We start from the raw sequence: 23,924 nt of genomic DNA on the forward strand, positions 1-23,924 counted from the left end.
TGCGCGCTGCTGCCATGCTGTTCTTCGTCGTGGTCATTGCGGCCTGTGCTCGCAACCCAAATGACAATGTCGGCCTGACCGGCGTTGGCAATGTCGGCCCTGGTGGCGGCTCGCCGGGCAGCCAGCAGGAATTCCTGGTTTCGGTCGGTGACCGTGTGTTCTTTGAGACCGACTCCAGCTCGCTAACCTCCGAAGCCTCGGCTACTCTCGATAAGCAGGCCGCATGGCTGAACCAGTACCAGAACTATCGCATCATGGTCGAAGGCCATGCTGACGAGCGCGGTACCCGCGAATATAATATCGCGCTGGGCGCACGGCGCTCCTCGATCGTGGTCAACTACCTCGTCTCCAAGGGCGTCAACCAGCAGCGCATCACCAGCCAGTCGTTCGGCAAGGAACGCCCGGTGGCGATCTGCAACGACATTTCCTGCTGGAGCCAGAACCGCCGCGCTGTCACGGTCGTTCAGTAAAGAAAAACCGGTTTCGCCCTGGCGGCGGCACCGAAGCGATCCAGTGCAAACTGGAGGCAAGAGCGCCCGGAGCCATTATTTGGCCCGGGCGCTTTCTTTTTGACTGAATTGCCCTTTATCGGCAGCGTTATCGGCACCATGTTGGGGCGATGCAGGCATGCGCACCGGAGGCCGGGTTTTGAAACTATCGTCCATTGCACGAGGGGGAAGGGTTGCTTTATGCACTTTTGCCGTTGCACTCGGGATCACTGTTCCAAGCATGGCGGCCCAGAGCGTGCTGCCGCCCGCCGAGCTTGGCGGGCTGACCTTCACCAATACTCAGCCTGTGCGTATCCATGTCGCCCAGGCGCAGGATTCGGCCCAGCTGATGGTTCGCATCCAGCAGCTCGAGGAACAGCTGCGCTCGCAGAATGGCCAGATCGAAGGCCTAGTGTTCCAGCTCACCCAGATGCAGGAAATCCTCACTCGATTGACCGAAGACAATGAGCTTCGGTTCAAGGCGCTCGAAGGCGGTGCCGCGGGAAAAACTGATGCGGCAACCCAACCTGGCGGCGTGACGCAGCCCGAGGCGTTGCCGCAGGACCCCAGTGCCGGCGCGGCCCCGATGACCGATATTCCCGCGCAGGGCGTGCAGCCTTTGCCCGGCGAGGTGGAGTTCGATCCAACCTTCGATGACGGTAGTGCCGGGCCGATGGAAGGTGTGGGCAGTTCTGCCGATCCGCTATTGGGCACCGGCGCGACTGGTGGCGTCGATCTCACCACCGGCCAGCCGCTCAACCTCGCCTATGATCCCGCGAATGCCGATACCGGCAATCCGGATGCCGACGCGCAGTTCAAGGCGGGCTACGATGCCTTGGCTTCGGGCGACTACGGCTTTGCCGAAGATCAGTTCAGCCAGTTCATCGAGCTTTACCCCGACAATCCGCAGGCGACCGACGCTGCCAATTTCCTCGGCGATGCGCTGTTGCAGCGCGGCGCCTATAACGAGGCGGCGGATGTTTTGCTGGATGCCTATCAGAAGGCACCGCAGGGGCCACGTGCGCCAGAATTCCTGGTCAAGCTCGGGGCGTCGATTTCCGGTGCCGGCGAGCGGGAAGTGGCTTGTCGCACCTTCGATCAGGTCGCGACCAACTATCCTAACCTTACTCCGGAAGTGGCGGCGCGTCTGGCGGCCGAAAAGATCAAGGCCGAGTGCCCGCCGGCATGACGCCTGGTCTTGAAACGCCGGCAGAGCTGCAAGCTCTGTTCGCCGCGGTGGCGGATCAACCCGCCATCGCCCTCGCCATCTCCGGTGGCGCAGATAGCCTGGCGCTAATGCTGTTGGCGCAGCGCTGGGCGGCCGGCCTCGCCAATCCTCCCACAATCCACGTCTATTCGGTCGATCACGGGTTGCGGCCTGAGGCTGCCGACGAGGTTGCAATGGTGCTTGAGGCCGCAGCCGCACTAGGCCTGCCGGCGCGCGGCCTTGCCTGGAGCGGACCAAAGCCCGTCAGCGGTCTTCAGGAGGCGGCGCGAATTGCCCGCTATCGTCTGATGGCAGCCGCCATGGGCGATGACGGAGCCAGCGTTTTGCTGACGGCGCACCACCGGCAAGATCAGGCCGAGACTGTGCTGATGCGCATGGCGCATGGCAGCGGCCTGGAAGGCCTCAAGGGAATGACGGCAATGACGGAAATCGAGGGGGCAATGGTGCACCGCCCGCTACTTGGTACCGATCCGGCAACCCTGCGCGAGTTCGTACTGGCCGCAGGTCTTGTCCCGGCCGAAGACCCTTCCAACCACGATACCCATTACGAGCGCGTGCGCTGGCGTCAAACTATGCCAATGCTGGCGGTGTTGGGTCTCGATGCTGCGGCAATTGCGCAATTTGCCGAGCGCGCGGCCGATGCCGATGCCGCCATTGCGCAGATGGCCGACGGTTGTTTTGCCGAGATCGTACGGCTCGATGGCTTTGGTGCGGCGCGGATCGAGCTGGTGCCCTTCGTCGGGCTCAGTCCCGCCATTTCTACGCGAGTGCTGGGGCGGGTGCTCAAAATTGTGGGCGGACGACAAAAGCCGCGTGCGCTGGGTCAGGTCGAGCGACTGCGCCAGTCCATCGCCGATAATTCTCTCGCCAAGGCGACGACCGTGCTGGGCTGCGTCATCCGTCTCAAGGATGGCGCCGTGGCCGTAGCGCGGGAGCCGGGTAGGGCCCTGCCGCCCGATGCGATGCTGCTGCCGCATGGCGAACTGGTCTGGGACGAGCGCTTCCGCATCGTCAATGGCTCGGACCAGGCCGACCTGACCGCCAGCGTCGCTGACTATCTGCCGCGCCACCGGCTCGAAGAATTCCTCGGCTTCAAGGTCACCGCACCGGCCGAAGCCATCCGCACAGCCCCCATCGTCCGCGACGCGGCGGGCGGTGTGCTGTCGCTCGGCGGCTGGTCGTTCGACGAACGCATCACGGTGCAATTGCTGATCGATTGAGTGGGCACGGAACCTTCCGACTCGCTACGGCGTATTAACCCAATCGCGACAATATGACTTTACGGGGCGGCCGAACCACCGCAGGTCATGCCCTTGTAACGCCCCAATGCCGGACATACATTCGGCACACGCGCCGCGCCTGCTTGCGCCGCCTTCTCCGGGACAGGATTGATGAACGGAAATTTCCGCAACTTCGCCATTTGGCTGGTCATACTATTTATGCTGATGGGCCTGTTCCAGGTCTTCCAGTCATCGACCCGTTCGATTTCAGTAGCCGAAAAGAGCTACAGCCAGTTCGTCAGTGATGTCGAAGCCGGCAGTGTCACCAGCGTGATCATTACCGACGATGTCGTTTCGGGCACGATGCGCGACAGCACTCGGTTTGAAACCGTGCTGCCAGCCAATGCCGATATCATTTCGCGCCTTGAAGACAAGGGCGTGTCGATCACGGCCCAGGCGCCGGAAACCAGCCCGTTCTGGTCGGTGCTGCTGAGCTCCTGGCTGCCCTTCATCGTCATCATCGGCGTATGGTTCTTCTTCATCCGCCAGATGCAGGGCGGCGGCCGTGGCGGCGCAATGGGCTTTGGCAAATCGCGAGCCAAGCTGCTGACCGAGTCGCATGGCAAGGTAACGTTCGAGGACGTGGCCGGCGTGGATGAAGCCAAGCAGGATCTCGAGGAAATCGTCGAATTCCTGCGCGACCCGGGAAAGTTCCAGCGCCTCGGCGGTCGTATCCCGCGCGGCGTTCTGCTCGTCGGTCCTCCGGGCACCGGTAAGACGCTGCTCGCCCGTTCGGTTGCCGGCGAAGCCAGTGTGCCGTTCTTCACCATTTCGGGTTCGGACTTCGTTGAAATGTTCGTCGGCGTGGGCGCATCGCGCGTTCGCGACATGTTCGAGCAGGCCAAGAAGAACGCGCCCTGCATTATCTTCATCGACGAAATCGACGCCGTCGGTCGCCAGCGTGGCGCCGGTCTGGGCGGCGGTAACGACGAGCGCGAACAGACCCTTAACCAGCTCCTCGTCGAGATGGATGGCTTTGAAGCCAATGAAGGCATCATTCTGATAGCCGCGACCAACCGTCCTGACGTTCTCGATCCTGCGCTGCTGCGTCCTGGCCGTTTTGACCGCCAGGTCGTGGTGCCCAACCCCGACGTTTCGGGCCGCGAGAAGGTTCTCAAGGTTCACGTTCGCAAGGTGCCTTTGGCACCTGATGTGGATTTGAAGGTTCTGGCTCGCGGTACGCCCGGTTTCTCCGGCGCCGACTTGATGAACCTCGTCAACGAAGCGGCCCTGATGGCGGCACGACGCAACAAGCGTTTCGTCACTCATGCCGAGTTCGAAGACGCCAAGGACAAGATCATGATGGGCGCCGAGCGCCGCACCATGGCCATGTCGCAAGACGAAAAGAAGCTGACCGCCTATCACGAAGCTGGCCATGCCATCATCGCGCTCAAGGTTGCCGGTATCGACCCGATCCACAAGGCGACGATCATTCCGCGCGGCCGTGCCCTGGGCATGGTGATGACCCTGCCTGAAAACGACACCTATTCGTTCAGCCGTGAGAAGGCACTTGCTCGCCTGACCATGCTGTTCGGTGGTCGCGAAGCCGAGATCATCAAGTTCGGCCCTGAAAAGGTAACGAGCGGTGCTTCCGGCGACATTCAGATGGCAACCAGCCTTGCCCGCTCGATGGTGATGGAATGGGGCATGAGCGAAAAGCTGGGTCGGGTTCGCTACAAGTCGAGCGACCAGGAAGTGTTCCTCGGTCATTCGGTGACGCAGTCGACCAATATGAGCGATGATACGGCCCGTATAATCGACCAGGAAGTGCGCAAGCTGATCGAGGATGGCGAGGCTTCGGCCAAGGAAATCCTCACCACCTACCACGACCAGTGGGAGTCGATTGCCCAGGCACTGCTCGAATTCGAGACGCTGACCGGCGATGAACTTCGCGCCTTGATGGATGGTATCCAGCCGACCCGTCCCGATGAGAGCGGGCCGTCCAACAAGGCGACCGGTGTGCCCTCTGCCGGCAAATCCGGCAAGAAACGGCCCGATGCGCCGCCCGAGGCTGGCCTCGAGCCGCAGCCCAATAGCTGAAGCCGGCACAAGAATTGAAGGGCCGCCGCGAGGCGGCCCTTTTGCCTATCGGTAATTTCCGTTATGCCGCGCAGAAGTGGTATTATCCGGCAAAGCCGGCACGGCGAGGGACGGGACCAAATGGTACGCAAGTATTTCGGCACGGATGGTATTCGTGGTCTCGCCAATGGCGACAAGCTGACCCCCGAACTGGCGCTCAAGATCGGCATGGCTGCCGGACAAAAGTTCGTGCGCGGCGACCATCGCAATCGCGTGGTGATCGGCAAGGATACCCGACGCTCCGGCTACATGATCGAGAGCGCGCTGGGCGCCGGCTTCACCGCGGTTGGCATGGACGTATATTTCCTCGGCCCGATGCCCACGCCCGCCGTTGCCATGCTGACCCGCTCACTGCGGGCTGATCTGGGCGTTATGATATCGGCGTCGCACAATCCCTTCGAGGACAATGGCATCAAGCTGTTCCGCCCTGATGGCTACAAGCTCAGCGACGAGTTGGAAAAGGAGATCGAGGCGCTGATCGACAGCGATATGTCCAGCTCGCTGGCGCATGGTCGCGAGATTGGCCGTGCCTATCGCGACGAGGAAGCCCGCACGCGCTATATCGAATATGCCAAGCGCACGCTGCCGCGCGGCACGGATTTAGCTGGCCTGCGCGTTGTGCTCGATTGCGCCAATGGCGCGGCCTACAAGGTCGCCCCGATTGCGCTGTGGGAACTCGGCGCCGAGGTGTTCACCATCGGCGACAAGCCGGACGGCTTCAATATCAACGACAAAGTCGGCTCCACGGCGCCGGAAGCCGTGTCGGCAAAGGTCAAGGAAGTGCGCGCCGATATCGGCATTGCCCTGGATGGCGACGCCGACCGCGTGATCATCGTCGATGAAAAGGGCGAAGTGATCGATGGGGATCAGTTCATGGCGGTCATCGCCCAGAGCTGGCTCAAACGCGAGATGCTGCTGGGCGGCGGTATCGTCGCGACCGTCATGTCCAATCTCGGACTTGAGCGCTATCTGGCATCGCTTGGGCTGACGCTTGAGCGGACCAAGGTAGGCGATCGCTATGTGCTCGAGGCGATGCGCGCCAAGGGCTTCAACGTTGGCGGCGAGCAGTCGGGCCACATCATTCTCTCGGATTTCACGACTACGGGCGATGGCCTGGTGGCCGCCCTGCAATTGCTGGCCGTGCTGAAGAATGAAGAGCGCACCGTCTCTGAAATCTGCGCGCGTTTCACAAAGGTTCCTCAGCTGTTGCGCAGCGTCAAGTTCAAGTCGGGCAAGCCGCTGGAACACAAGCAGGTCATCCAGGCAATTGCCGATGGCGAGGCAATGCTGGGCATTGGCGGACGGCTTGTGGTGCGCGCTTCGGGCACCGAGCCGGTGATCCGCGTCATGGGCGAAGCCGACGATGCAGCGCTGGTCGCCACAGTTGTATCGCAAGTCGAAGCTGCCATTCGAGACGTCGCCTAGGTACACTGGTGTCAGCTTGGGGTTTACCAAGTATTAACTGATCAAGCGGCTTCGAGATATTGATAGGGTTAAGTCGTTAGGTTAAGTGAGATTTAAGGAAAATGTTCGATATTGGGCTCAATCGACTAGTGTCGTGGCAATCCCAAGGACTTTTTTCATGCGCAAGCTCATCGCAGCGATTATGGTGGCAGGAGCCACGCTGGTCGCCGGCTCGGCACTAGCCGCTGATTTTCCCTACTATCCTCCAGTTATCGAAATTCCGGACGTCGATTACGGCGTGCAAGGCTCGTTCTACCTGCGCGGCAGCGCTGCAGGTAACGCGCTGTGGAGCAAGGAAGCTTACGCTTACGAGTGCCCTCCCGCTTGTGGCGCGCCGCCAGTTTTGACTGCCTTCCCGTTCACTGCAATGGGTTACGGCTATAGCGTCGGCGCCGGCTTCGGCTACGAAACGGGCACCGGCCTGCGCTTCGATGCCACCCTCGATTATATCGACAACGACGGCCTTGCCCTGGTCAAGGGATCGACCTTCGGCACCCGCGCCGGCACTTACACCACTCGTCTACGTTCGACCCTGGCGCTCGCCAACGTCTATTATGACTTCTCGTTCGGCAACCAGCAATACGGTGCTGCTGGCGGCGCGTTCGCCTATGTCGGCGCCGGTGCGGGTGCGGCTTTCAACCGCTCCGATATCACATCGCCAGTCGGTAGCACGGCTCCTGCGCTGTCGGGCAATAACACCAGCTTCGCCGCTGCCGGCATGGTCGGTGTTGGCTATGACTTCGGTGCAGTTGTTGCCGATGTCGGCTATCGCGGCGTCTACATCAACAAGCTGAGCAACAGCCAGCCCGGCACTGAATTGATCTATGCCGATCACGCCTTCCTGCATGAAGTGCGCGGCAGCCTGCGCTACCGCTTCAACTAATCTGCGGCCAGCGGGTCATGCCTGCCGCGACCCTCAATTTCATCGGCGCTCCGAAAAGGGCGCCGATTTCTATTTCCCCGCTCTTCATTCCCGCTAAGCTGATCGAAAAGTGTGGAGGAAAGTTCGGATGAAGGTTCTGGTGATCGGCGCAGCCGGGATGGTGGGCCGCAAACTCGTCGCGGAGCTGTTGGCGACGGGACGGGTCGGCGAACAGACGATAACCAGCCTGGCACTTGCCGATGTGGTTATTCCCGTCGCGCCGGAGACATCGATTCCCGTCGCCAGCCTCGCCGTGGATCTGTCAGTGCCCGAAGTGGCGGCGCAATTAGTGGCGGATCGGCCCGATCTCATCTTCCATTTGGCCGCCATCGTTTCCGGAGAGGCCGAAGCCGATTTCGAGAAGGGCTATTCCATCAATCTCGACGGCACCCGACACCTGCTGGAGGCATGTCGCCTGGCCGGGCGAGCCTCGTCCTATTGCCCGAGGCTGGTCTTCACCTCGTCCATCGCGGTGTTCGGCGAGCCGCTGCCGGCGGTGATTGGCGATACGCATGAACATACGCCGCTGACCAGCTACGGCACGCAGAAGGCGATCTGCGAACTGCTGCTGGCCGACTATTCACGCCGAGGTTTCGTCGATGGCATCGGTATTCGTCTGCCCACTATTGCCGTACGGCCGGGCGGGCCGAACAAGGCCGCGTCGGGTTTTTTCTCCGGCATTATCCGCGAACCGCTGGCCGGACAGGAAGCCCTGCTGCCGGTTGCGGACGCCGTCCGCCACTGGTTCGCCAGCCCCCGCGCCGCCGTCGGCTTCCTGCTGCATGCAGCGGCACTGGACACGGGCCAGTTGGGCAATCAGCGCAACCTCACCATGCCGGGGCTGGCCGCCACCGTGGGCGAGCAGATCGCAGCGCTGGAGCGGGTGGCAGGGCCAAAAGCCGTCGCCTTGATCCGCCGCCATCCCGACGAGACCATCGCGGGAATTGTCGCCGGCTGGCCACAGGCCTTCGAAGCAACCCTGGCCAAGTCGCTGGGTTTTGTCGGTGAGAGCAGTTTCGATGAGATCATTCGCATCTATATCGAGGATGAACTGGGCGGCCAGATCAGCTAGATGCCGCGCCGATGTTCGCGTGGCGTCTGCGCAAAGGCAGCGCGGAAGGTGCGGGTGAAGTTGGAGCCATTCTCATAGCCCACTCGCGTCATGATTTCCGTGATCGGCAGCCCCGTATCGCGGAGTAGCGACGAGGCCACGCGCATGCGCAGGTTGATCACATATTGGCGCAGGCTTTGTCCGGTCAGCTCCCGAAACCGGCGATTGACCTGTGTTCGATTGCTGGCGCACCAGCGCGCGACGTCGTCGAGAGTGAATTCCGTATTGAACCGCTCGTGCACGTAAAGCAGCACTTGATCGAGCCGATCCAGCGCCGTTTCAGGCGCTGCCAGATGCTCGACTTGCGGGTTGGCGACGCGCAGTTGAAACAGCATTTCGATCAGCCATGACCGGGTGCGGCAGGGCCAGTGTTCGTCACCTTGCACGCTGGCCTCGTCGCGCACCCGCTGTATCGCCTCGCCGATGCGCCGATGCATCGTCGCAGAGATCAGCAGCGGTTGTGCGGTTACGCCTAGGTCGATGAAGCGGCGCAACAGGTAAGCATCCTGCTCGACGGTTCCCTCAAGCACTGGCACAGCGCGCAACAGCGCCGGGGTGAAAACCGAGTTGATCATGATTGGATCAAAATACACAGATTCGATGCAAAGATTTTGGGTGCGCAGGATCGTTGGTGCGCTGTTCTCATCGAGCAAGATAACGCTGGGCGCCGACACCATGATCGGGCCGGCAGCACCGTCGAGCAAAGCCGTGCCCATGGTCACATGCAACAGGCCGAAATAGCCGTCCGGACCGCGGATCGGGCCTGCGCTGTCGAAGCGCAGCATGACGATAGGCAATTGATAGCCGGCAAAGAACTGCCGTCCAATAAAATTCGAACGGATCGGAGCCTGCGCCAAAGCTGACATGATTTCCATTACGCATGATCTCTACGCCATCCCGGCATGGTTGCGAAGCCTAGCGTCAGCGAATTTGGGTCTGGCGATAATGGTCGCCATGGAGGATACGATGAACAAGCAAATCATGACCCTGGCGACCGCTATCGGCGTGGCGCTGCTGACGCTGCCCGCCGGTGCCGCCGAAGCCAGGATCGTCAGCTTCAACAGCGACGACGGCGTTGCCCTGTCAGGCCTCTGGTATGGCGAGGGCGATGAGGTGGTGATCCTGTCGCACCAATATGATCTCGATCAGTCGGCCTGGGCCAAGGTGGCCGATACGCTGGCCGGGCAGGGCTATGGTGTCTTGACCTATAATTTCCGCGGCTATCCGCCCTCGGGCGGCAAGCACGACATTGGCGAGATCGGCCATGACCTGGCGGGCGCCATCGCCTTTGCGCAAGCACAGGGCGCCACGCAGTTGATCCTTGCGGGCGCCAGCATGGGCGGAATCGTCACCGTACCCGCCGCCGTCACTGCCAAGCCCGTGGGCTATATTACCCTTTCGGCCCCCCTTGGCTTTGCCGGTCTTGCTGCGGACGACGCATCGCTGCTGACCTCGCCCGCTGCCAAGCTGTTCATCAACAGCGAAGGCGATCAATACCTGCCCGACACCCAGCACATGTTCGATGTCGCATCCGAGCCGAAGACGCTGGAGGTATATCCTGGCAGCGCCCACGCCATGTCTATGTTCGCCCGCAAGGAAGGACCGGCGGTGCAGGCTCGCATCGTCACCTTCATCAACGACGTCATGCCGCTATGACGCACCCGGCCTCGCCATGCAGGCGGGGCCAACATCTTGTGGTTCGGCTAACATAATTTTCTTCAGACGCGCTGATATCTAACGGACATTTTTTCAGAAGATGGCCATAAAACCTGTTCTGACCAACTCATAATTTTCTGCTGGTCCAAACATGGCCATTCGCCATTTGCCTGGGTTAGCCAGATGAGGAAGGTTGGGTTGCCTAAAGAACAGGTCGACCTCATCGCGCCGTGTTTTGCTCAATCCTATGCAGAGGTCGCAGCAAGGAATGAGTTCTTGGCCTTCGAACTGTAAAACTTGAGATGCCATGGCTGTGCTGATAGTCGTCGAGTTGGCGCCGATGTTTGATCAGAGGGAACCTGTGGCATCAGTCGCTGAGTGATACCGAAACTGTTCAGGCGGCTTAGATTGGATGTCTCAGGGCCTTGGCAAATGGGCCGTTACATAAAGCTTGGCGTATCTGATGTCTCGATCTCCTCAGCAACAAGACCCTCTTCAAAGTCCCAGTCGCTGCCAAACGGCCGGTTGAGGATATCCAGTGTCCCGTCGTCAGATCATTTGGCTCAGCTTGGGTCGCCGATTAGCGGAGTGTCGGCCTGGTCTTGGGGTTGATGTTATGCGGCGAGCTTCGGTGGACAGATAGATCCAGCCCCAGCCGATGATCTTGAAGTCAAGTGAAGTCGGTCTGCCACATCTGGTTCGGCCGCGCCGTCCTCGTGTGGAACTGGTTTACCGCCTTGATCACCACATAGGCCGGGCTGGTGATGAGGTCGTGGGCTTTGAGAAGCCGGTAAACGCTGGCCTCGGAGACGAAGTAGCTCTTCTCGTCGGTGAACTGTACCGCCAGTTCCCGAGGCGAGCGTTCGGACTGCTCCAGTGCCAACTCGATGATCTGGTCATGGATGGCAGCCGGGATCCGGTTCCACACCCGGTTCGGCGCCGATGGCCGATCTTGCAGTGCCTCAGGACCACCACCGAGATAACGGTCATACCAGCGATAAAAGGTCCGGCGTGGGATTCCCACGCCGGTCCAGCGTTTTGCGGGTTGGCAGGTGCGACTGCTCGACCATTCTGATGATCTCGAGCTTTTCGGATGCGGGATATCTCATTGCTGGTCGTCCCCATCCGCGATCATGCTTTTTTTTAAGCAGACGGTTTTCTAGCGTCAGGTCGGCGACGCATTCCTTGAGCGCACCAGCCTCACGGCGCAGATCCTTGACTTCATCACTGGTAGCAGCGCGCGCCGTATCACCCGCCAGGCGGCGCTTGCTGGCCTCCATGAACTCCTTGGACCAGGTGTAATACAGGCTCTGCGCGATACCTTCCTCGCGGCACAGCTCGGCAATGCTATCTTCGCCACGCAGGCCGTCCAGCATGATCCGGATCTTGTCTTCGGCTGAAAAGTGCCGCCGGGTCGCCCGGCGAATGTCCTTCACCACCTGCTCGGCGGGCTTTTTGGTGTTCGAGGATTTGGCAGTCATCCTGGTTCCTTCGTCATCCGACGAGACCAAAACACTCCTTAAAGCTCAACCCTGAATCTGTGCCATGGGTGCTGACGGCGGACAATGTCGATCGAGCATGGATCCCGTGGCCAGGAGCCCCTGGGCAAGCGGGGGGCACGGTAACCCGTCCCGCTGAGTTTTTGGACCCTGATCTCATATTCCCGATCAGCGATCAGCAGCAGCTGACCGAACAGGTGAATGGCTATCTTGCCGAGGGCAGCCACATCACCTTCCTGACCTTTGACGGCGTCGACCACATGGGTTCGGCACGAAAATTTTTCTACATCAAAGCCGCCAGGGACTGGCTGTTCGATCAGGTCAAGGCGTGGCTATGCATTGATCATTTATTGTTACTCCAAAGCACGTTGTATCTCATCAATGGCGAGAGGCGCGCGTACCAGCTGCCGTACTGAATGACATAACAGGTCAGCAAGTTCATCATTCTAACTTGATGTGCCGCAATGGACTGGCCCCGCTCCGACGGGATACATGGTCTACAGTAATCCCTTCAGGTAAGTTCACATGCCTATCCGTAAAATTGACCCTGCCACGGCGCTACTCGTGATCGACTTCCAGGAGGGAACACGACGCTTCGTTGGCATGGTCGGGCCGCAGGTGTACAGCGCGGCAGCTTTACTCGCGCGGGCCTTTCGTAAGCGTGGCCTACCGGTCGTGCTGATCATAACAGAAGGCGGTAGAATGGGTCGCACCGACAGCTCGCCTGAAGGCAGCGACTTCGTGTTTCCTCCAGAGGCCCAGCAGCCGGTTCCCGAAATCGAACAGGCCGACTCAGACATAGTAATCCGGCGTGGAGCTTGGGGAGCTTTCAGCGGGTCAGATTTACAAACGCTGTTGCTCGGCAAAGGCGTTACCCAGGTCGTGCTTTGCGGCACGGCTGCAAGCGTGGGTGTCGAGTCGACGGCGCGTCAGGCCTACGATCTGGGCCTAAATGTCACCATCGCGCTCGATGCTGTCTCGGATTTCAATCCGGCCGCAAAATCTTGTTCGCAGGCTAACATTTATCCTCTCCTGGCTGAGACCGGGTCAGCAATAGAAATCATTGGGGGCCTAGATCAACCCTAAGTTCCCAGAGGCTGGCCAGGGTCGTGGTGGGGTTGTTTGAGACAGGGCCCAGCAGTCCTGCGCGGTGACGTGCGCAGCCAAACAGCGGTAGTGAGTGTGAGTCCAACAACGTCTGCTATTCCTGTGGGACTGTCAAAAACGGACCGACAACTTCCCACCCCAATCCTGCCGGTCGGAAACCGATCCCAAATCGGCCATCGATACAGGTCAGGAGAATTCCCGAAAGCTGCCGTTTGACATGTAGTTTGCTGCGCCCGGTGCGCAGTGCTCTTTGTTGGTTGACTGCCGTTTGCTGCAGTCAATTACCTAGGTAGCCACGCGTCCCCGAACAGCGTGAGCACGACCCTGGACGATAAACCCGCCCGGACCGCGAGAGCCGCGGACAGAACTGTGAATGTGATCCAGTTGCTGGGCACTGAGCTTGGCAAGAACCTGCCCGATGCCTGGTGCCGAAACGGCCATGGCCCAATAGTCATCGAAACTTGGGAAGATGCGGTGCGCTACGATTTCACGGGTTTCGACGGCAATCAAACCCGCATCGGTCCAAAGGCGGTCAAGTGCCTCGAGGCGCGCAACTTCGGAGTGAGGCGGCAAGATGGGCTCTGCCCCCACGCTGCGCATGACAACATGGACATCCTCATACGGGAAACCGCCTTTCTCAATATCCCATGCATATGCGGCGACGGTGCCTCCTGGGCGAACGACTCGCCGCAGTTCCGCGACCCCTTTGGCAGGGTCTAGAACGAAGAAAATGACAAGCGCCATAATGGCCGCGTCGAAGGCGGCGGCGGGATACGGGAGTTGCATCGCGGAACCCAAGGTGAAGTTGGCCACACCCGAGTGGTGGCGGTTTCGGGCAAACTCCAGCTGCGCCGGTGATGGATCTATCGCTTCGACTGAAGTCGGCTTCGTCCGCCGAACAATTAACTCGGTGGAGGCACCGTTTCCGCATCCGACGTCCGCCCACCTGGAACCGTCCGGGACATCCAGCCAATCAAGGAAGTCCGCTCCGATCAGCGCGCTCCACACGCCCATCATGGCCTCGTAGCCTTCGCCGTCGCTAAACCTCATCGCATCAGCCATGAGCTCCTCCCTGATATCGGTAGCTTAGCGCGATGGTTGGCAGGCCGGTAGTCCAGTCTCTCACAGGGTCTGCCTAACGCCGTGGCCATGCCGTGATGGCAGCTTTGCTCTTCTGCATTGCTGGAGATGCCTATCTGCTCCCCCCACCCCCTTCGTGCCGGGCGGTTTCTGTCGTCGAGTAGCGAAAATTGGCCCATTGGTGGACAATCCTTAAAAAAGCGGCCAGCGTCGAAAGACCCGCCCGATCCGTCGCCGATTGGACCTGGGCATTGGATGGCATTGCCTGGAGGTATCATGAACGACTTTCCCCAAGGCTCGGTTCACCAGGCCGGTGAGGATCTTGAAGCAGCCGTGCGCATGGATCCGATCGTCCCGGGCTTATGGGGAAGTCTGACGCCCCTCGGTCGAAATGAGTTCATTTGTTGGGTCCAAAGCGCAAAACAGGCAACGCCGCATTGTGCGAACCTGTTAGGAGCTTCTTGAAGGGATGAAGCGACCCTGCTGCTGGGTGGGCTGCATTCACCGAACTGACAAGGCGCCGAGCCCATGGCAACAAGCAGTTCTCGTAAATGGCAAGGCAAAGAACGGCTTCTGATTTGGCTGTAGGGGCGCTATACCGCCGTCATCGTAACCTGCCGGCCTGCACTTCCTCCGATCAAGCCGTCGTCCGCTTAGCCCTCGCTGGGGCAGGAGCCGACCCCGTCCCGGTCATTGCCAGCGACCATGTAGCGCCCACAGCTGCCCTTCATCGTACCTGTTAGTTCCACAGCTCAACGATGATTTCCTCGCCGTACTATTGGTCCAGGGGCTTCAAGGCGAGGATGTCATTGGTGCACCATTTCTTATCGCCTGCCACGCCGGCTATGTGATCGATCTGCCAGCCATGCAGCGGCTCGAGGGTAAGGGTCAGGGTTACCGATATCGGCACAGTATGACTGATGAAACTAACATGGACTCGGGCCTCGTCACCGTCCTGCTCCACAAGCTCCGCCTTGAAGTTGCGCGGTTCCCAGTTGGCATCGCCCACGATGGGATCAAAGCCCAAGACCTGGAACTCTGAGACGCCGACTTTGCCATTCATCAGGTTGGTCAAACCGTCAGATAGATAGGGATCGAAATCATCTATAACCAAGGCGCCGAAGTAGCTGCTGTAGAGGGTTTCAACCAAATCGATGGGTGAGGTAAATTCCTGTGCCTGAGCGGCAGAGGCAAAGCTCCAAGCCAGAATTCCCGCGATTATGATCTGCGCATTTCACCACCAGTGCGTTCGCTCAAGCGCAACGAAGACTAGCTCAGGGTAATCATAATATGGGAGATAGCGAGGTTGGCGGCCCAAGCCAACACACAAACCACGACTGCGATCCATACAATCGCGATGATTACTGCCCCTTTTCGGACTGGAGGCTGGCTGGAATGCATCGGTCAGCATCCGTCGATGCGCCGGGCGCGGCAAACGATCTGCGGCATAATCGGCACAGCTTCTGCTGCGCGAGTTGATCAACATGTCGATGTCGTAGCTTTTTCAGGGAACGCCAAGGCTATGCGAGCGAGTTCTTTCTGACCCGTTTCGAGCTGATGGAACATAATATCGCTGTCGCCGTCAGCGAAACCGGCCACGGCCATTGTTCATGCCTGAAGGAGCGCCCGATAGCGGGCAAGGTAGGCTTCGGCATCCTCACGGACCATGCGACCATTCCAAAATGTTGATTGGGGCAGATGTCGGCATCGACAACACGGGGGCGTTACTTGTCGATGCCGACGACTGAAATGACGAACGGGAAACGAGCATGGGATCTCGGACGTCAATGACCGAAAACTAGCACACGGGCGCTGATGCAACCGTGACGCTGGCTGTCAGCGTTCTGTAAGCGTCCGAGGGCTATTGAGTAGGTGTGATGAACCGCAGATCAATCGTTGCACTCCTCGCTTTGCTTGCACTTGCCGGCCCTGATCCCATCTGGGCCCAGGGCAATGGAAATGGGCAGGGCAGTGAGAACGGCAACGGAAACGGTGCGTCAGGCGGCAATGGCAATAGCGCCGGAAATAACAACGCTGGTGGCAATGAGAATGGAAACGCGGGCGGAAATGGGAACGGGAACGGCGGGGGCAACGGCAATGGTGATAGCGCCCCTGCAACCAGCAACCCGGCTCAACAGAGCGGAAGCGATGTCACAGCCGGCGCAGGCTCGGTGACAGTCACGCCATCAAGTTCACCTTCCGGCGCCGCGCACAGCGCTCCCGCAGCCAGTACCGAACTATCCGAAAGGGATGTTCTCGCGGCGGTGGAGTCCGGTAGGGCGGTGGCCCTGTCCACCATTCTGCCCGATGTCAGAAGTCGAACTGGCGGCGAAGTGATCAACGCCCAACTGCAGCAGGTACGCGGCTTTCTACTCTATGCCGTGACGGTGCTGACGCCGGGGGGCAAGGTTACCACGGAATATTATTACGCCCGCTCGGGCCAGCATGTGGAGCCATAGATGCGCATCCTGGTCGCCGAGGACGATGACAGGATTGCTGAGACGCTGACGACGTCGCTGAAAAAGGCGGGCTTCGGCGTGGAGCGAGAAAGTGACGGCGAGGTCGCGTGGTTTCGTGGCGACACCGAAGTCTATGACGCCATTATCCTCGACTTGGGACTTCCGCAGATCGACGGCCTCACAATTCTCAAGCGGTGGCGAGCAGCAGGCCGCTTGACCCCCGTGCTGATCCTGACAGCACGGGGACAATGGGAGGAACGCGTCGACGGCATCGAGGCTGGTGCCGATGACTATGTGGTCAAGCCGTTTCACGTGCAGGAGATCGTTGCTCGCCTGCGTGCGCTGGTTCGCCGCGCCAACGGGCTCGCGTCCTCCCGGATAGCTTTTGGCAAATACCTGCTTGATCTGCGCACCATGGAGGTCACGAGCGACGGCATGCCCATGGAGCTCACGCCGCAGGAGTTCAAGCTCGTCTCCTATCTGGTGCACCGGCGCGGACGGGTCATCTCCCAGCTCGAGATTACCGAGCACATCTACAACCAGGACTTCGAACGCGACTCCAACGCTGTGGAGGTGCTGGTTGCCCGGGTGCGAAAACGCCTCGGCGCTGACGTCATTAAGACGCGACGCGGCTTTGGTTACGCATTGGGTGACGGATATTGAGCCTTCACTCATTACGGCTGCGCATGATGGGACTGGCCATCATTTGGGTACTGGCATCCCTGGTGGTCGCGGGGTTTGCCTTGCAATATCTGTTCAGCGCCAATATCGAGCGATCGACGCGGCAGGATCTTGATGCCGCCATCGGCCGGCTTGCCGCGCTGATCACACCGTCGAGCGACATGCCCGTTCTCAGCGCGCCTCTGCCCGATCCCCGATATGTCACGCCGTTCGGGGGAAGGTATTGGCAAGTGGAGGCGGTAGACAACGGCCAGATCGCGCGGTCCAGGTCGCTGTGGGATTTCGTCATCGAAGCGCCGGACACTGGGGAAGCCGTCTATCGCGGCATGGGCCCGGACGGCCGGCGGCTGATCATACTCACTCGCAGCCTGGAAATAGACGGTCCTTCGGGATCGAGGATCTATCGCGTTACCGTAGCCCAGGATCACGGCCCGATCCTTGAGGCCACGCAGCGGTTTGGCCACGAAGCCACCCAGGTCTTGCTGCTGTTGGGCGCATTGATCATTCTCGCCGCCTGGCTGCAGATTAAGCTGGGGCTATCACCGATCAGCCGCGTCAAGATTGCCCTTGAGGCGGTCCGGCGCGGCGAGGCGGGCCGTCTCGAAGGTCCATTCCCCACCGAGCTCGGCCCGTTGGTCAATGAGGTCAACGAACTGCTCGATGCCCGCGAGGTAATGATGGACCGGGCGCGGTCCCGCGCCGCCGACCTGGCGCATGGGCTTAAAACGCCCCTTGCGGTATTGCATGGCATTGCCGAGCGGCTGGCAGAAAAGGGCAGCAAGCAAGAAGCCGAACTGCTGCAACAACTCAGCTTCGAAGTGTCCGAACGCGTCGACTATCAAATGCGGTTGGCTGCCCTACGGGTACGGACTACGGCCCACTCATCGCGATCATCCCTTAACACCACGGTGATCCGTACGCTGACGGTGCTCAAGAAGACCGGTCGCGGCGAAACCCTGCACTGGGCGGCCGAATTAAGCGATGACTGCTGGGTCGACCTGCACCGACAGGACCTGATGGAACTAGTCGGAATGACGCTGGAAAATGCGTCGAAGTGGGCAGTGAGCCGGGTCATCATCAGAACCAGACGCGAGGACGACAAGGCGGTTCTGGAAATCTCGGACGATGGACCGGGCATCCCCGACGATCAGCTTAAGTCCTTGGGTACGAGGGGCTTGCGGCTTGACCAGACCCTGCCTGGATCTGGGCTTGGACTGGCAATCGCTGCCGAAATCCTCGAAATCAACAACGGCACGATTACCTACGGTCGCGCCCGGATTGGTGGGCTGGTTGTGACGATCATCTTGCCATTGGCACAAGCTTCGGCGTCGCTATCCGACTAAGCCTGCAGGTCTGCGCCTAGAGTGTCAGCCAATATGGCCTCGTTTGCGTCGGCGCCATTTTGTGCGCTGGCTATGAGGCCTGCCGCCGCGGTGCAGAGGACAAGCATGAAAGCCGATACAATTAACAGCGTGACCATTCTCTATCTCCATTAATTTGCAGCGCGCCTAACGTTCAATCGACAGCCTCAGGCTGGATTGGAGCAGCGACAAACTCATGATGGCTGGCGCGTTAAATGCGGCCAGCTCAATCTTCGGCGTAAACAGAATGATTGCGAGGGTCATCAAAGCGACGGCCCTTACAGCTATCGCCTGCCTTCGCCGCATCATGGGGTTCATCGTCATGGCCATTACTGCGTTACGGTAACATTGGGCAGATCGACGTTAATCGCGTCGCCATTGCTCGAAATACCACCATTGATCAGCCAAAGCAGAAGCAGGGCCGCCACCACGACCGCAAGAATGATACCGACAATGCGGAACGGACTGCCGCTTTCCACCACCACCGTTTCGCTCGGACTGCGCTCTACGATGGTCTCTCGTTCGATTGGCATAACAGCCTCCCAAGTTGTACTAATTTAACAACGAGACGGCATGCAGTTAGTTTCGGTATACCACTGATATATATAATTAAAAAATGCCCTATCTCGTTGTAATGCTCCCGTAAGCTTGCGCTAAGACTCTGTTCACCGCGATGACAAAGGTGATGGGGAGGCTGGTGGATTGCCATATCCCAGTAGGAATTTGGCAAGCGGTCCGAGCGATGATTTCCAGACGCAAGAATGCGGATGGGAAGTTCATGTTCAAGATCGTTGCTCAAGTAGCGTTGTTCGCCATGCTGGTGTTGCCAAGTCATGCTGAGGGTTGGGTGGTCAACCGGGTGCGGGGCACCGCCGAACACCTGGCTGGCTCAATGTGGGTGCCACTCGAGCGAGGGGCGGTGATCGATGATGGTCAAAGCCTTAAGACCGGGGCGGACGGTCGGGTGGGCCTGATCCGCGGCTCGGAAACTGTCGAGCTGGAACCCGGTACACAAATTCGGCTGCACGAAGGCGCCGGTAAAATGACCAATATCGAGCAGGCGTCCGGCTTGGTGAGCGTCGATGTTGAGCGGCGCAACGTGCAACATTTCTCGGTGCAGACACCCTTCTTGGCCGCCGTGGTCAAAGGAACCAAATTTACGGTCTCGGTGGGCCGGAACGCGTCCCACGTCACGGTGGACCGGGGTGTGGTGCAAGTTCAGGATACCTTGAACGATCTGGTCGTCGATGTGGTGCGCGGGCAGGAAGCAGAGGTCTCACAGGCCGATCCCCTGACAGTCACCGGCGGCGGATCGGTCGCCGTTTTCACGTTCGAGGGACAGCGCGTGGTCAATGGAACCACAGACACCCCTGCCGATTACAAGGGTCGGGCCGTTGAGGCTGGACAGAGTGAAAGTATTGGCGCTGGCGGTGTCAACGGACAGACCTCCGGCAACGGCAACGGCAACGGCAACGGCAAAAACGGCCAGGGCAATAACGGAAACGGCGGCCAGAGTGACGTCAACAATGGCAATAGCCATGGCGGCAGCGGTGGTGCCCAAGGCAACGGAAACAGCGGCAATAACGGGAACGGGAATAGCAACGGGAACAACGGCAATGGCAATGGCAATGGCAATGGAAACAGCGCAGGCGATGACAGCAGCGGGCAAGCGAATAGCAACAACGGCAACGGTGGCGGTGGCGGCAATGGCAACGGCAAAAACGGTAAGAGCGATTGATGCTCACCGGTACGCTTTGGCCCGGTAGCAGGATTGCCTCGTTCGCAGCACTGGCGGTCGGCATCCTGCTCGTCTTTTTGCCTTGGTCGGGCCTTCTGGCACCGATCGACCAGGCCCTGAGAGAAGCGCGGTTTCACGCTTCCGACCGGCAGCCCTCGGGCGAGACGATTTTCCTCGATATCGACTCGGCCAGCCTTGCGACGGTCGGCGTGTGGCCGTGGCCCCGCCAGATTCACGCCAACGTCCTCGACACGCTTCTGACACTGGGCAGTGCTGAAGTCGTTTTCGATATCGACTTCAGCAGCGCATCAACGCCCGAAGGCGATGCGGTTTTTGCAGCGGCGCTCGAACGGGCGGGCGGCTATGCCTTTCTCGCTGCTTTCCAGCAACAGGCCGCAGACGGCACCGCGGTGGTCAATCTTCCGATTGCGCCATTTGCGGCGCAGGCCGACGCTGTTCTCGTCAACGTGGATGGCGACGGCACCGGGTTGGTGCATTCCGTCCCTGCGGCGTTGCCAGAGTTCAGCATTGTTTCCGTGGCGAAAGCTCTCGCGCCGCAAGCCCGTTTGACCGCGCCGAAGATAGGCATCGATTTCGGCATAGACCTAACCGCAATCACGAGGATCAGCGCGCAGGAGCTGCTGTACGGAAACCCGGACCCCGCACTGTTTGCCAACAAGCAGGTCGTCGTAGGCTCCAGTGCCATCGAGTTGCGGGATTTCTTTCGCGTGCCACGCTTTGGCGTTGTTCCCGGCCCGCTGGTGCAACTGGCGGCCACCGAAACGCTCAAGGCCGGCCGGCAGTTGACTGACTGGGGCACGCTTCCGGCCCTTCTGTTATCATTGTTGGTGGTTGGTGCATTCCTGCTATCGCGGCTGAGACAAGTCGGCCTAACGCAGCTTTGCTTGATCGGTCTTGCAAGCGCCCTTTTAGTTGAAACCAGCGCCTGGATGGCGCAGCGCCTCTACGCCGTGACTCTCGATACCGCGATCTATCACTGCACGGTGGTGATCCTGGTTATCGTCGCCCTGCTCATCGAGCGAACCAGTCGCTGGCGGACCTCTCTACAGCAGCAGGCACGGCTCGCCTACCTGGCGTCCCATGACCCCGATTCAGGCGCCAGATCTCGGCAGGTGCTGCTTGACGAGTTGGACAACCACCTTGCAAGCGGCGAGCACTTCGGCCTCACGCTGGTGCATCTCGGCCGGCTGAACCAGGCAATTGTCAGCCTGGGCCACGATGTCGGCGAGCGAGCGGCTAGCGAAGTCGTGCAGCGGATTTCAAGGCATTTGGGTATGGTTCCCGCCCGGATCGGTTCCGATAGCTTTGCATGGGCGCAGCTTGCACCATTAAATGCCGCGCAGCAGGCCGAGGTCTGCCACTCTATCGGGCTGGTGCTGGATGAGCCTTACGTGATCGGGGGGCATCAAGTTATCCTCGACACGTGTTTTGGCACAGCGACCGCCAGCGATGGTTTGGCATCCGCCGCCGAGCTACTCCGACAGGCAGACGTTGCGCTCGGCCATGCGCAGACTCACGGACTGAAGTCTGCACCCTTTGACGCACAGCAGGGCGAGCTGATCAACCAGCGCCGTCTGCGGGACATCGCCCTTCGACAAGCCTTGCAGAACGGCGAGTTCTACCTGCTGTTTCAGCCCCAGATCGACTTGGCCAGCAATGCCATGACGGGGGTCGAAGCCCTGATCCGCTGGAACAGCCCGACCCTCGGTCACGTGTCACCGGTTCACTTCATTCCCCTGGCCGAGGAGACCGGAATGATTGTCAGACTGGGCCAGTGGGTGCTCGAAGAGGCCTGCAGGCAGGCCGCGCAATGGGCCTGGGGTGGACGCTTGTCGGTCAATGTTTCGTCGGCCCAGTTCATGCTGAGCGACGTTGTCGGCAGCGTCACCCAGGCGCTGTCGAAGTCCGGCTTCCCGGCCCATCGGCTAGACCTCGAAATCACAGAAAGCCTGTTCGTACGCGACGACACCAGGATAATTTCAGAACTCCAGCAGCTCCGCAGCCTCGGTGTCCATATTGCACTGGACGATTTCGGCACTGGCTATTCCTCGCTGAGTTATCTGGCGCGCTTGCCGGTCGACAAACTCAAGATCGATCAGGCATTCGTTCGGTCACTGCCGGATCCCCATCACGAGGCGCTGGTGGAAACCATTATACTCATGGCCAAAAGACTGGGCATGGCCGTCGTTGCCGAGGGCATCGAAACCGCCCACCAAAGCGCCTATCTGGCGGGCCTTGGTTGCGAAGTCGGACAAGGATATCTCTTCGGCCGTCCCTCTACGCCGCAAGCACTGGGCTTTGAGGTATCAACCATTCAGGCCGCCTAGAGCCAAGGCCAAACAAGCTGAGCGCCTCGAGGCGAGCTGCTCTACTTGCACGAACCACTTTAGGCGTCTGAACGGATGCTCAGGAGCTCTTCCGCAAACCATAGGTCTAAGCCACGATTTTTTCGGATTAGACCGCGGCTCGTTCGACTGGATGACCGCGGGCGATGCCATGGCGGATAGCCCACGATCGGGTACATATCTGGTCGCAAGACATCAGGTCACTCAGCCCAAAGCCTGGACGCGCCGATGCAACAGCGACCATAGCGTTTGCCCCTCAGCTCTTAATGCGCTGGCACTGTGCGCGAATGACTGGGGCCAGGCATATAGGGCCCTACTGGATCTACAGAACGTTCAACAGCGAACATCGGGAGATCGTTAATCGCCTTTAGCCGTAGCTACCAAGTCAGCCACCTTGCTTGCGAACGCATCCATCTGGAACGGCTTGCTCATCATGTGCATGCCACGATCGAGGTGGCCATTGTTCCCCGTCAGCACCCATGGCACAGATTCAGGGTTGAGCTTTAAGGAGTGTTTTGGTCTCGTTGCATGACGAAGGAACCAAGATGACTGCCAAATCCTCGAACACCAAGAAGCCTGCCGAGCAGGTGGTGAAGGACATTCGCCGGGCGACCCGACGGCACTTTTCAGCCGAAGACAAGATCCGGATCGTGCTGGACGGCTTGCGTGGCGAAGACAGCATTGCCGAGCTGTGCCGCAAGGAAGGCATCGCGCAGAGCGTGTATTACACTTGGTCCAAGGAGTTCATGGAGGCCAGCAAGCGCCGCCTGGCGGGTGATACGGCGCGCGCTGCTACCAGTGATGAAGTCAAGGATCTGCGCAGTGAGGCTGGTGCGCTCAAGGAATGCGTGGCTGATCTGACCCTGGAAAACCGTCTGCTCAAAAAAAAGCATGATCGCGGATGGGGACGAGCCAGAATGAGATATCCCGCATCCGAAAAGCTCGAGATCATCAGAATGGTCGAGCCGTCCCACCTGCCAACCCGTAAAACGCTGGACCGGCGTGGGAATCCCACGCCGGACCTTTTATCGCTGGTATGACCGTTATCTCGGTGGTGGCCCGAGGCACTGCAAGATCGGCCATCGGCGCCGAACCGGTGTGGAACCGGATTCCGGCTGCCATCCATGACCAGATCATCGAGTTGGCGCTGGAGCAGTCCGAACTCTCGCCTCGGGAACTGGCGGTACAGTTCACCGACGAGAAGAGCTACTTCGTCTCCGAGGCCAGCGTTTACCGGCTTCTCAAGGCCCACGACCTCATCACCAGCCCGGCCTATGTGGTGATCAAGGCGGCAAACCAGTTCCACACCAGGACGGTGCGGCCCAACCAGATGTGGCAGACCGACTTCACTTGACTTCAAGATCATCGGCTGGGGCTGGATGTATCTGTCCACCGTGCTCGACGA

The 23,924-nt window shown here is 59.9% G+C and carries 20 protein-coding genes and 2 pseudogenes; 17 read left to right on the forward strand and 5 right to left on the reverse strand.

The window, feature by feature from the left end:
- The first annotated feature begins 14 nt into the window (after positions 1-14).
- From pal to denD, 7 genes are all read left to right on the forward strand, one after another.
- Positions 15-470, forward strand: coding sequence for a peptidoglycan-associated lipoprotein Pal (gene pal, locus WH91_RS21905; RefSeq protein WP_046173156.1), 456 nt, complete (start codon positions 15-17; stop codon positions 468-470).
- A 259-nt stretch (positions 471-729) separates the two neighbouring features.
- Positions 730-1,677, forward strand: coding sequence for a tol-pal system protein YbgF (ybgF, locus tag WH91_RS21910; RefSeq protein ID WP_046173131.1), 948 nt, complete (start codon positions 730-732; stop codon positions 1,675-1,677).
- The gene (gene tilS, locus WH91_RS21915; RefSeq protein WP_143078179.1) at positions 1,674-2,936 is read left to right on the forward strand and encodes a tRNA lysidine(34) synthetase TilS; all 1,263 of its coding nucleotides are present in this window, start codon (positions 1,674-1,676) and stop codon (positions 2,934-2,936) included. The genes ybgF and tilS overlap by 4 nt, the downstream gene beginning before the upstream one ends.
- 171 nt (positions 2,937-3,107) lie before the next feature.
- Complete coding sequence (gene ftsH, locus WH91_RS21920) at positions 3,108-5,036, forward strand: ATP-dependent zinc metalloprotease FtsH (RefSeq protein WP_046173132.1); 1,929 nt, start codon at positions 3,108-3,110, stop codon at positions 5,034-5,036.
- Positions 5,037-5,156: 120 nt separating this feature from the next.
- Entirely contained in the window at positions 5,157-6,500 is a 1,344-nt protein-coding gene (glmM, locus tag WH91_RS21925) for a phosphoglucosamine mutase (RefSeq protein WP_046173133.1), read from the forward strand.
- A gap of 157 nt (positions 6,501-6,657) precedes the next feature.
- On the forward strand, positions 6,658-7,422 hold the full coding sequence (locus tag WH91_RS21930; protein WP_046173134.1) for a hypothetical protein: 765 nt from the start codon (positions 6,658-6,660) through the stop codon (positions 7,420-7,422).
- A 127-nt stretch (positions 7,423-7,549) separates the two neighbouring features.
- Positions 7,550-8,533: a D-erythronate dehydrogenase gene (denD, locus tag WH91_RS21935; protein WP_046173135.1), complete on the forward strand. Its 984-nt coding sequence runs from the start codon at positions 7,550-7,552 to the stop codon at positions 8,531-8,533.
- On the opposite strand, the gene WH91_RS22915 is transcribed toward denD, so the two are convergent.
- Positions 8,530-9,447, reverse strand: a complete 918-nt coding sequence (locus WH91_RS22915; RefSeq protein ID WP_052953050.1) for a helix-turn-helix domain-containing protein — start codon at positions 9,445-9,447, stop codon at positions 8,530-8,532. The genes denD and WH91_RS22915 overlap by 4 nt on opposite strands.
- Before the next feature lie 91 nt (positions 9,448-9,538).
- On the opposite strand from WH91_RS22915, the gene WH91_RS22920 reads away from it, so the two are divergent.
- Positions 9,539-10,228, forward strand: a complete 690-nt coding sequence (locus WH91_RS22920) for an alpha/beta fold hydrolase (protein WP_158409624.1) — start codon at positions 9,539-9,541, stop codon at positions 10,226-10,228.
- A gap of 630 nt (positions 10,229-10,858) precedes the next feature.
- Here WH91_RS22920 and WH91_RS23935 read toward each other — a convergent pair.
- Positions 10,859-11,709: pseudogene (locus WH91_RS23935) on the reverse strand (helix-turn-helix domain-containing protein); the annotation flags it as partial.
- Between the two features lie 68 nt (positions 11,710-11,777).
- Between WH91_RS23935 and WH91_RS25055 the strand changes: the two are divergent.
- Positions 11,778-12,143, forward strand: coding sequence for a hypothetical protein (locus WH91_RS25055; protein WP_199533571.1), 366 nt, complete (start codon positions 11,778-11,780; stop codon positions 12,141-12,143).
- Between the two features lie 109 nt (positions 12,144-12,252).
- Entirely contained in the window at positions 12,253-12,813 is a 561-nt protein-coding gene (locus tag WH91_RS21965; RefSeq protein WP_046173138.1) for an isochorismatase family protein, read from the forward strand.
- 306 nt (positions 12,814-13,119) lie between these two features.
- Here the strand turns inward: WH91_RS21965 and WH91_RS21970 are convergent, their stop codons facing one another.
- Positions 13,120-13,896 (reverse strand): class I SAM-dependent methyltransferase, encoded by a 777-nt coding sequence (locus WH91_RS21970; protein WP_046173139.1) that lies wholly within the window; start codon positions 13,894-13,896, stop codon positions 13,120-13,122.
- A 357-nt stretch (positions 13,897-14,253) separates the two neighbouring features.
- On the opposite strand from WH91_RS21970, the gene WH91_RS25695 reads away from it, so the two are divergent.
- The gene (locus WH91_RS25695) at positions 14,254-14,379 is read left to right on the forward strand and encodes a YdeI/OmpD-associated family protein (protein ID WP_244542404.1); all 126 of its coding nucleotides are present in this window, start codon (positions 14,254-14,256) and stop codon (positions 14,377-14,379) included.
- Positions 14,380-14,689: 310 nt separating this feature from the next.
- On the opposite strand, the gene WH91_RS21975 is transcribed toward WH91_RS25695, so the two are convergent.
- Positions 14,690-15,064, reverse strand: a complete 375-nt coding sequence (locus tag WH91_RS21975) for a hypothetical protein (RefSeq protein ID WP_046173140.1) — start codon at positions 15,062-15,064, stop codon at positions 14,690-14,692.
- 1,132 nt (positions 15,065-16,196) lie between these two features.
- On the opposite strand from WH91_RS21975, the gene WH91_RS24830 reads away from it, so the two are divergent.
- Genes WH91_RS24830 through WH91_RS21990 form a run of 3 tightly spaced genes read left to right on the forward strand, consistent with a single transcriptional unit; the run spans position 16,197 to position 18,397 of the window.
- Positions 16,197-16,373 (forward strand): PepSY domain-containing protein, encoded by a 177-nt coding sequence (locus WH91_RS24830; protein ID WP_158409625.1) that lies wholly within the window; start codon positions 16,197-16,199, stop codon positions 16,371-16,373.
- Positions 16,374-17,036 carry a response regulator transcription factor gene (locus WH91_RS21985; RefSeq protein WP_046173141.1) on the forward strand — a complete coding sequence of 221 codons (663 nt, stop codon included), beginning with the start codon at positions 16,374-16,376 and terminating at the stop codon, positions 17,034-17,036.
- Positions 17,033-18,397, forward strand: coding sequence for an ATP-binding protein (locus WH91_RS21990; protein ID WP_143078180.1), 1,365 nt, complete (start codon positions 17,033-17,035; stop codon positions 18,395-18,397). Before WH91_RS21985 ends, WH91_RS21990 begins: the two co-directional genes overlap by 4 nt.
- 347 nt (positions 18,398-18,744) lie before the next feature.
- Here WH91_RS21990 and WH91_RS22000 read toward each other — a convergent pair whose 3' ends face one another.
- On the reverse strand, positions 18,745-18,948 hold the full coding sequence (locus WH91_RS22000) for a hypothetical protein (protein WP_046173144.1): 204 nt from the start codon (positions 18,946-18,948) through the stop codon (positions 18,745-18,747).
- A 245-nt stretch (positions 18,949-19,193) separates the two neighbouring features.
- Between WH91_RS22000 and WH91_RS22930 the strand changes: the two genes are divergently transcribed.
- The 3 genes and pseudogenes from WH91_RS22930 to WH91_RS23950 all read left to right on the forward strand — a co-directional run.
- Positions 19,194-20,153: a FecR domain-containing protein gene (locus WH91_RS22930; protein ID WP_158409626.1), complete on the forward strand. Its 960-nt coding sequence runs from the start codon at positions 19,194-19,196 to the stop codon at positions 20,151-20,153.
- Positions 20,153-22,501 (forward strand): putative bifunctional diguanylate cyclase/phosphodiesterase, encoded by a 2,349-nt coding sequence (locus WH91_RS22935; protein WP_052953053.1) that lies wholly within the window; start codon positions 20,153-20,155, stop codon positions 22,499-22,501. Before WH91_RS22930 ends, WH91_RS22935 begins: the two co-directional genes overlap by 1 nt.
- A 563-nt stretch (positions 22,502-23,064) precedes the next feature.
- A pseudogene (locus WH91_RS23950) lies at positions 23,065-23,924 on the forward strand (transposase); the annotation flags it as partial.

The sequence above is a fragment of the Devosia psychrophila genome, from assembly GCF_000971275.1.
Taxonomy (GTDB): domain Bacteria; phylum Pseudomonadota; class Alphaproteobacteria; order Rhizobiales; family Devosiaceae; genus Devosia; species Devosia psychrophila.

Coding starts and splice junctions, on each gene's coding strand:
- pal (WP_046173156.1), top strand. CDS start 15: ATGCTGTTCTTCGTCGTGGTCATTGCGGCCTGTGCTCGCAACCCAAAT.
- ybgF (WP_046173131.1), top strand. CDS start 730: ATGGCGGCCCAGAGCGTGCTGCCGCCCGCCGAGCTTGGCGGGCTGACC.
- tilS (WP_143078179.1), top strand. CDS start 1,674: ATGACGCCTGGTCTTGAAACGCCGGCAGAGCTGCAAGCTCTGTTCGCC.
- ftsH (WP_046173132.1), top strand. CDS start 3,108: ATGAACGGAAATTTCCGCAACTTCGCCATTTGGCTGGTCATACTATTT.
- glmM (WP_046173133.1), top strand. CDS start 5,157: ATGGTACGCAAGTATTTCGGCACGGATGGTATTCGTGGTCTCGCCAAT.
- WH91_RS21930 (WP_046173134.1), top strand. CDS start 6,658: ATGCGCAAGCTCATCGCAGCGATTATGGTGGCAGGAGCCACGCTGGTC.
- denD (WP_046173135.1), top strand. CDS start 7,550: ATGAAGGTTCTGGTGATCGGCGCAGCCGGGATGGTGGGCCGCAAACTC.
- WH91_RS22915 (WP_052953050.1), bottom strand. CDS start 9,447: ATGGAAATCATGTCAGCTTTGGCGCAGGCTCCGATCCGTTCGAATTTT.
- WH91_RS22920 (WP_158409624.1), top strand. CDS start 9,539: ATGAACAAGCAAATCATGACCCTGGCGACCGCTATCGGCGTGGCGCTG.
- WH91_RS21965 (WP_046173138.1), top strand. CDS start 12,253: ATGCCTATCCGTAAAATTGACCCTGCCACGGCGCTACTCGTGATCGAC.
- WH91_RS21970 (WP_046173139.1), bottom strand. CDS start 13,896: ATGGCTGATGCGATGAGGTTTAGCGACGGCGAAGGCTACGAGGCCATG.
- WH91_RS25695 (WP_244542404.1), top strand. CDS start 14,254: ATGGATCCGATCGTCCCGGGCTTATGGGGAAGTCTGACGCCCCTCGGT.
- WH91_RS21985 (WP_046173141.1), top strand. CDS start 16,374: ATGCGCATCCTGGTCGCCGAGGACGATGACAGGATTGCTGAGACGCTG.
- WH91_RS22000 (WP_046173144.1), bottom strand. CDS start 18,948: ATGCCAATCGAACGAGAGACCATCGTAGAGCGCAGTCCGAGCGAAACG.
- WH91_RS22930 (WP_158409626.1), top strand. CDS start 19,194: ATGTTCAAGATCGTTGCTCAAGTAGCGTTGTTCGCCATGCTGGTGTTG.
- WH91_RS22935 (WP_052953053.1), top strand. CDS start 20,153: ATGCTCACCGGTACGCTTTGGCCCGGTAGCAGGATTGCCTCGTTCGCA.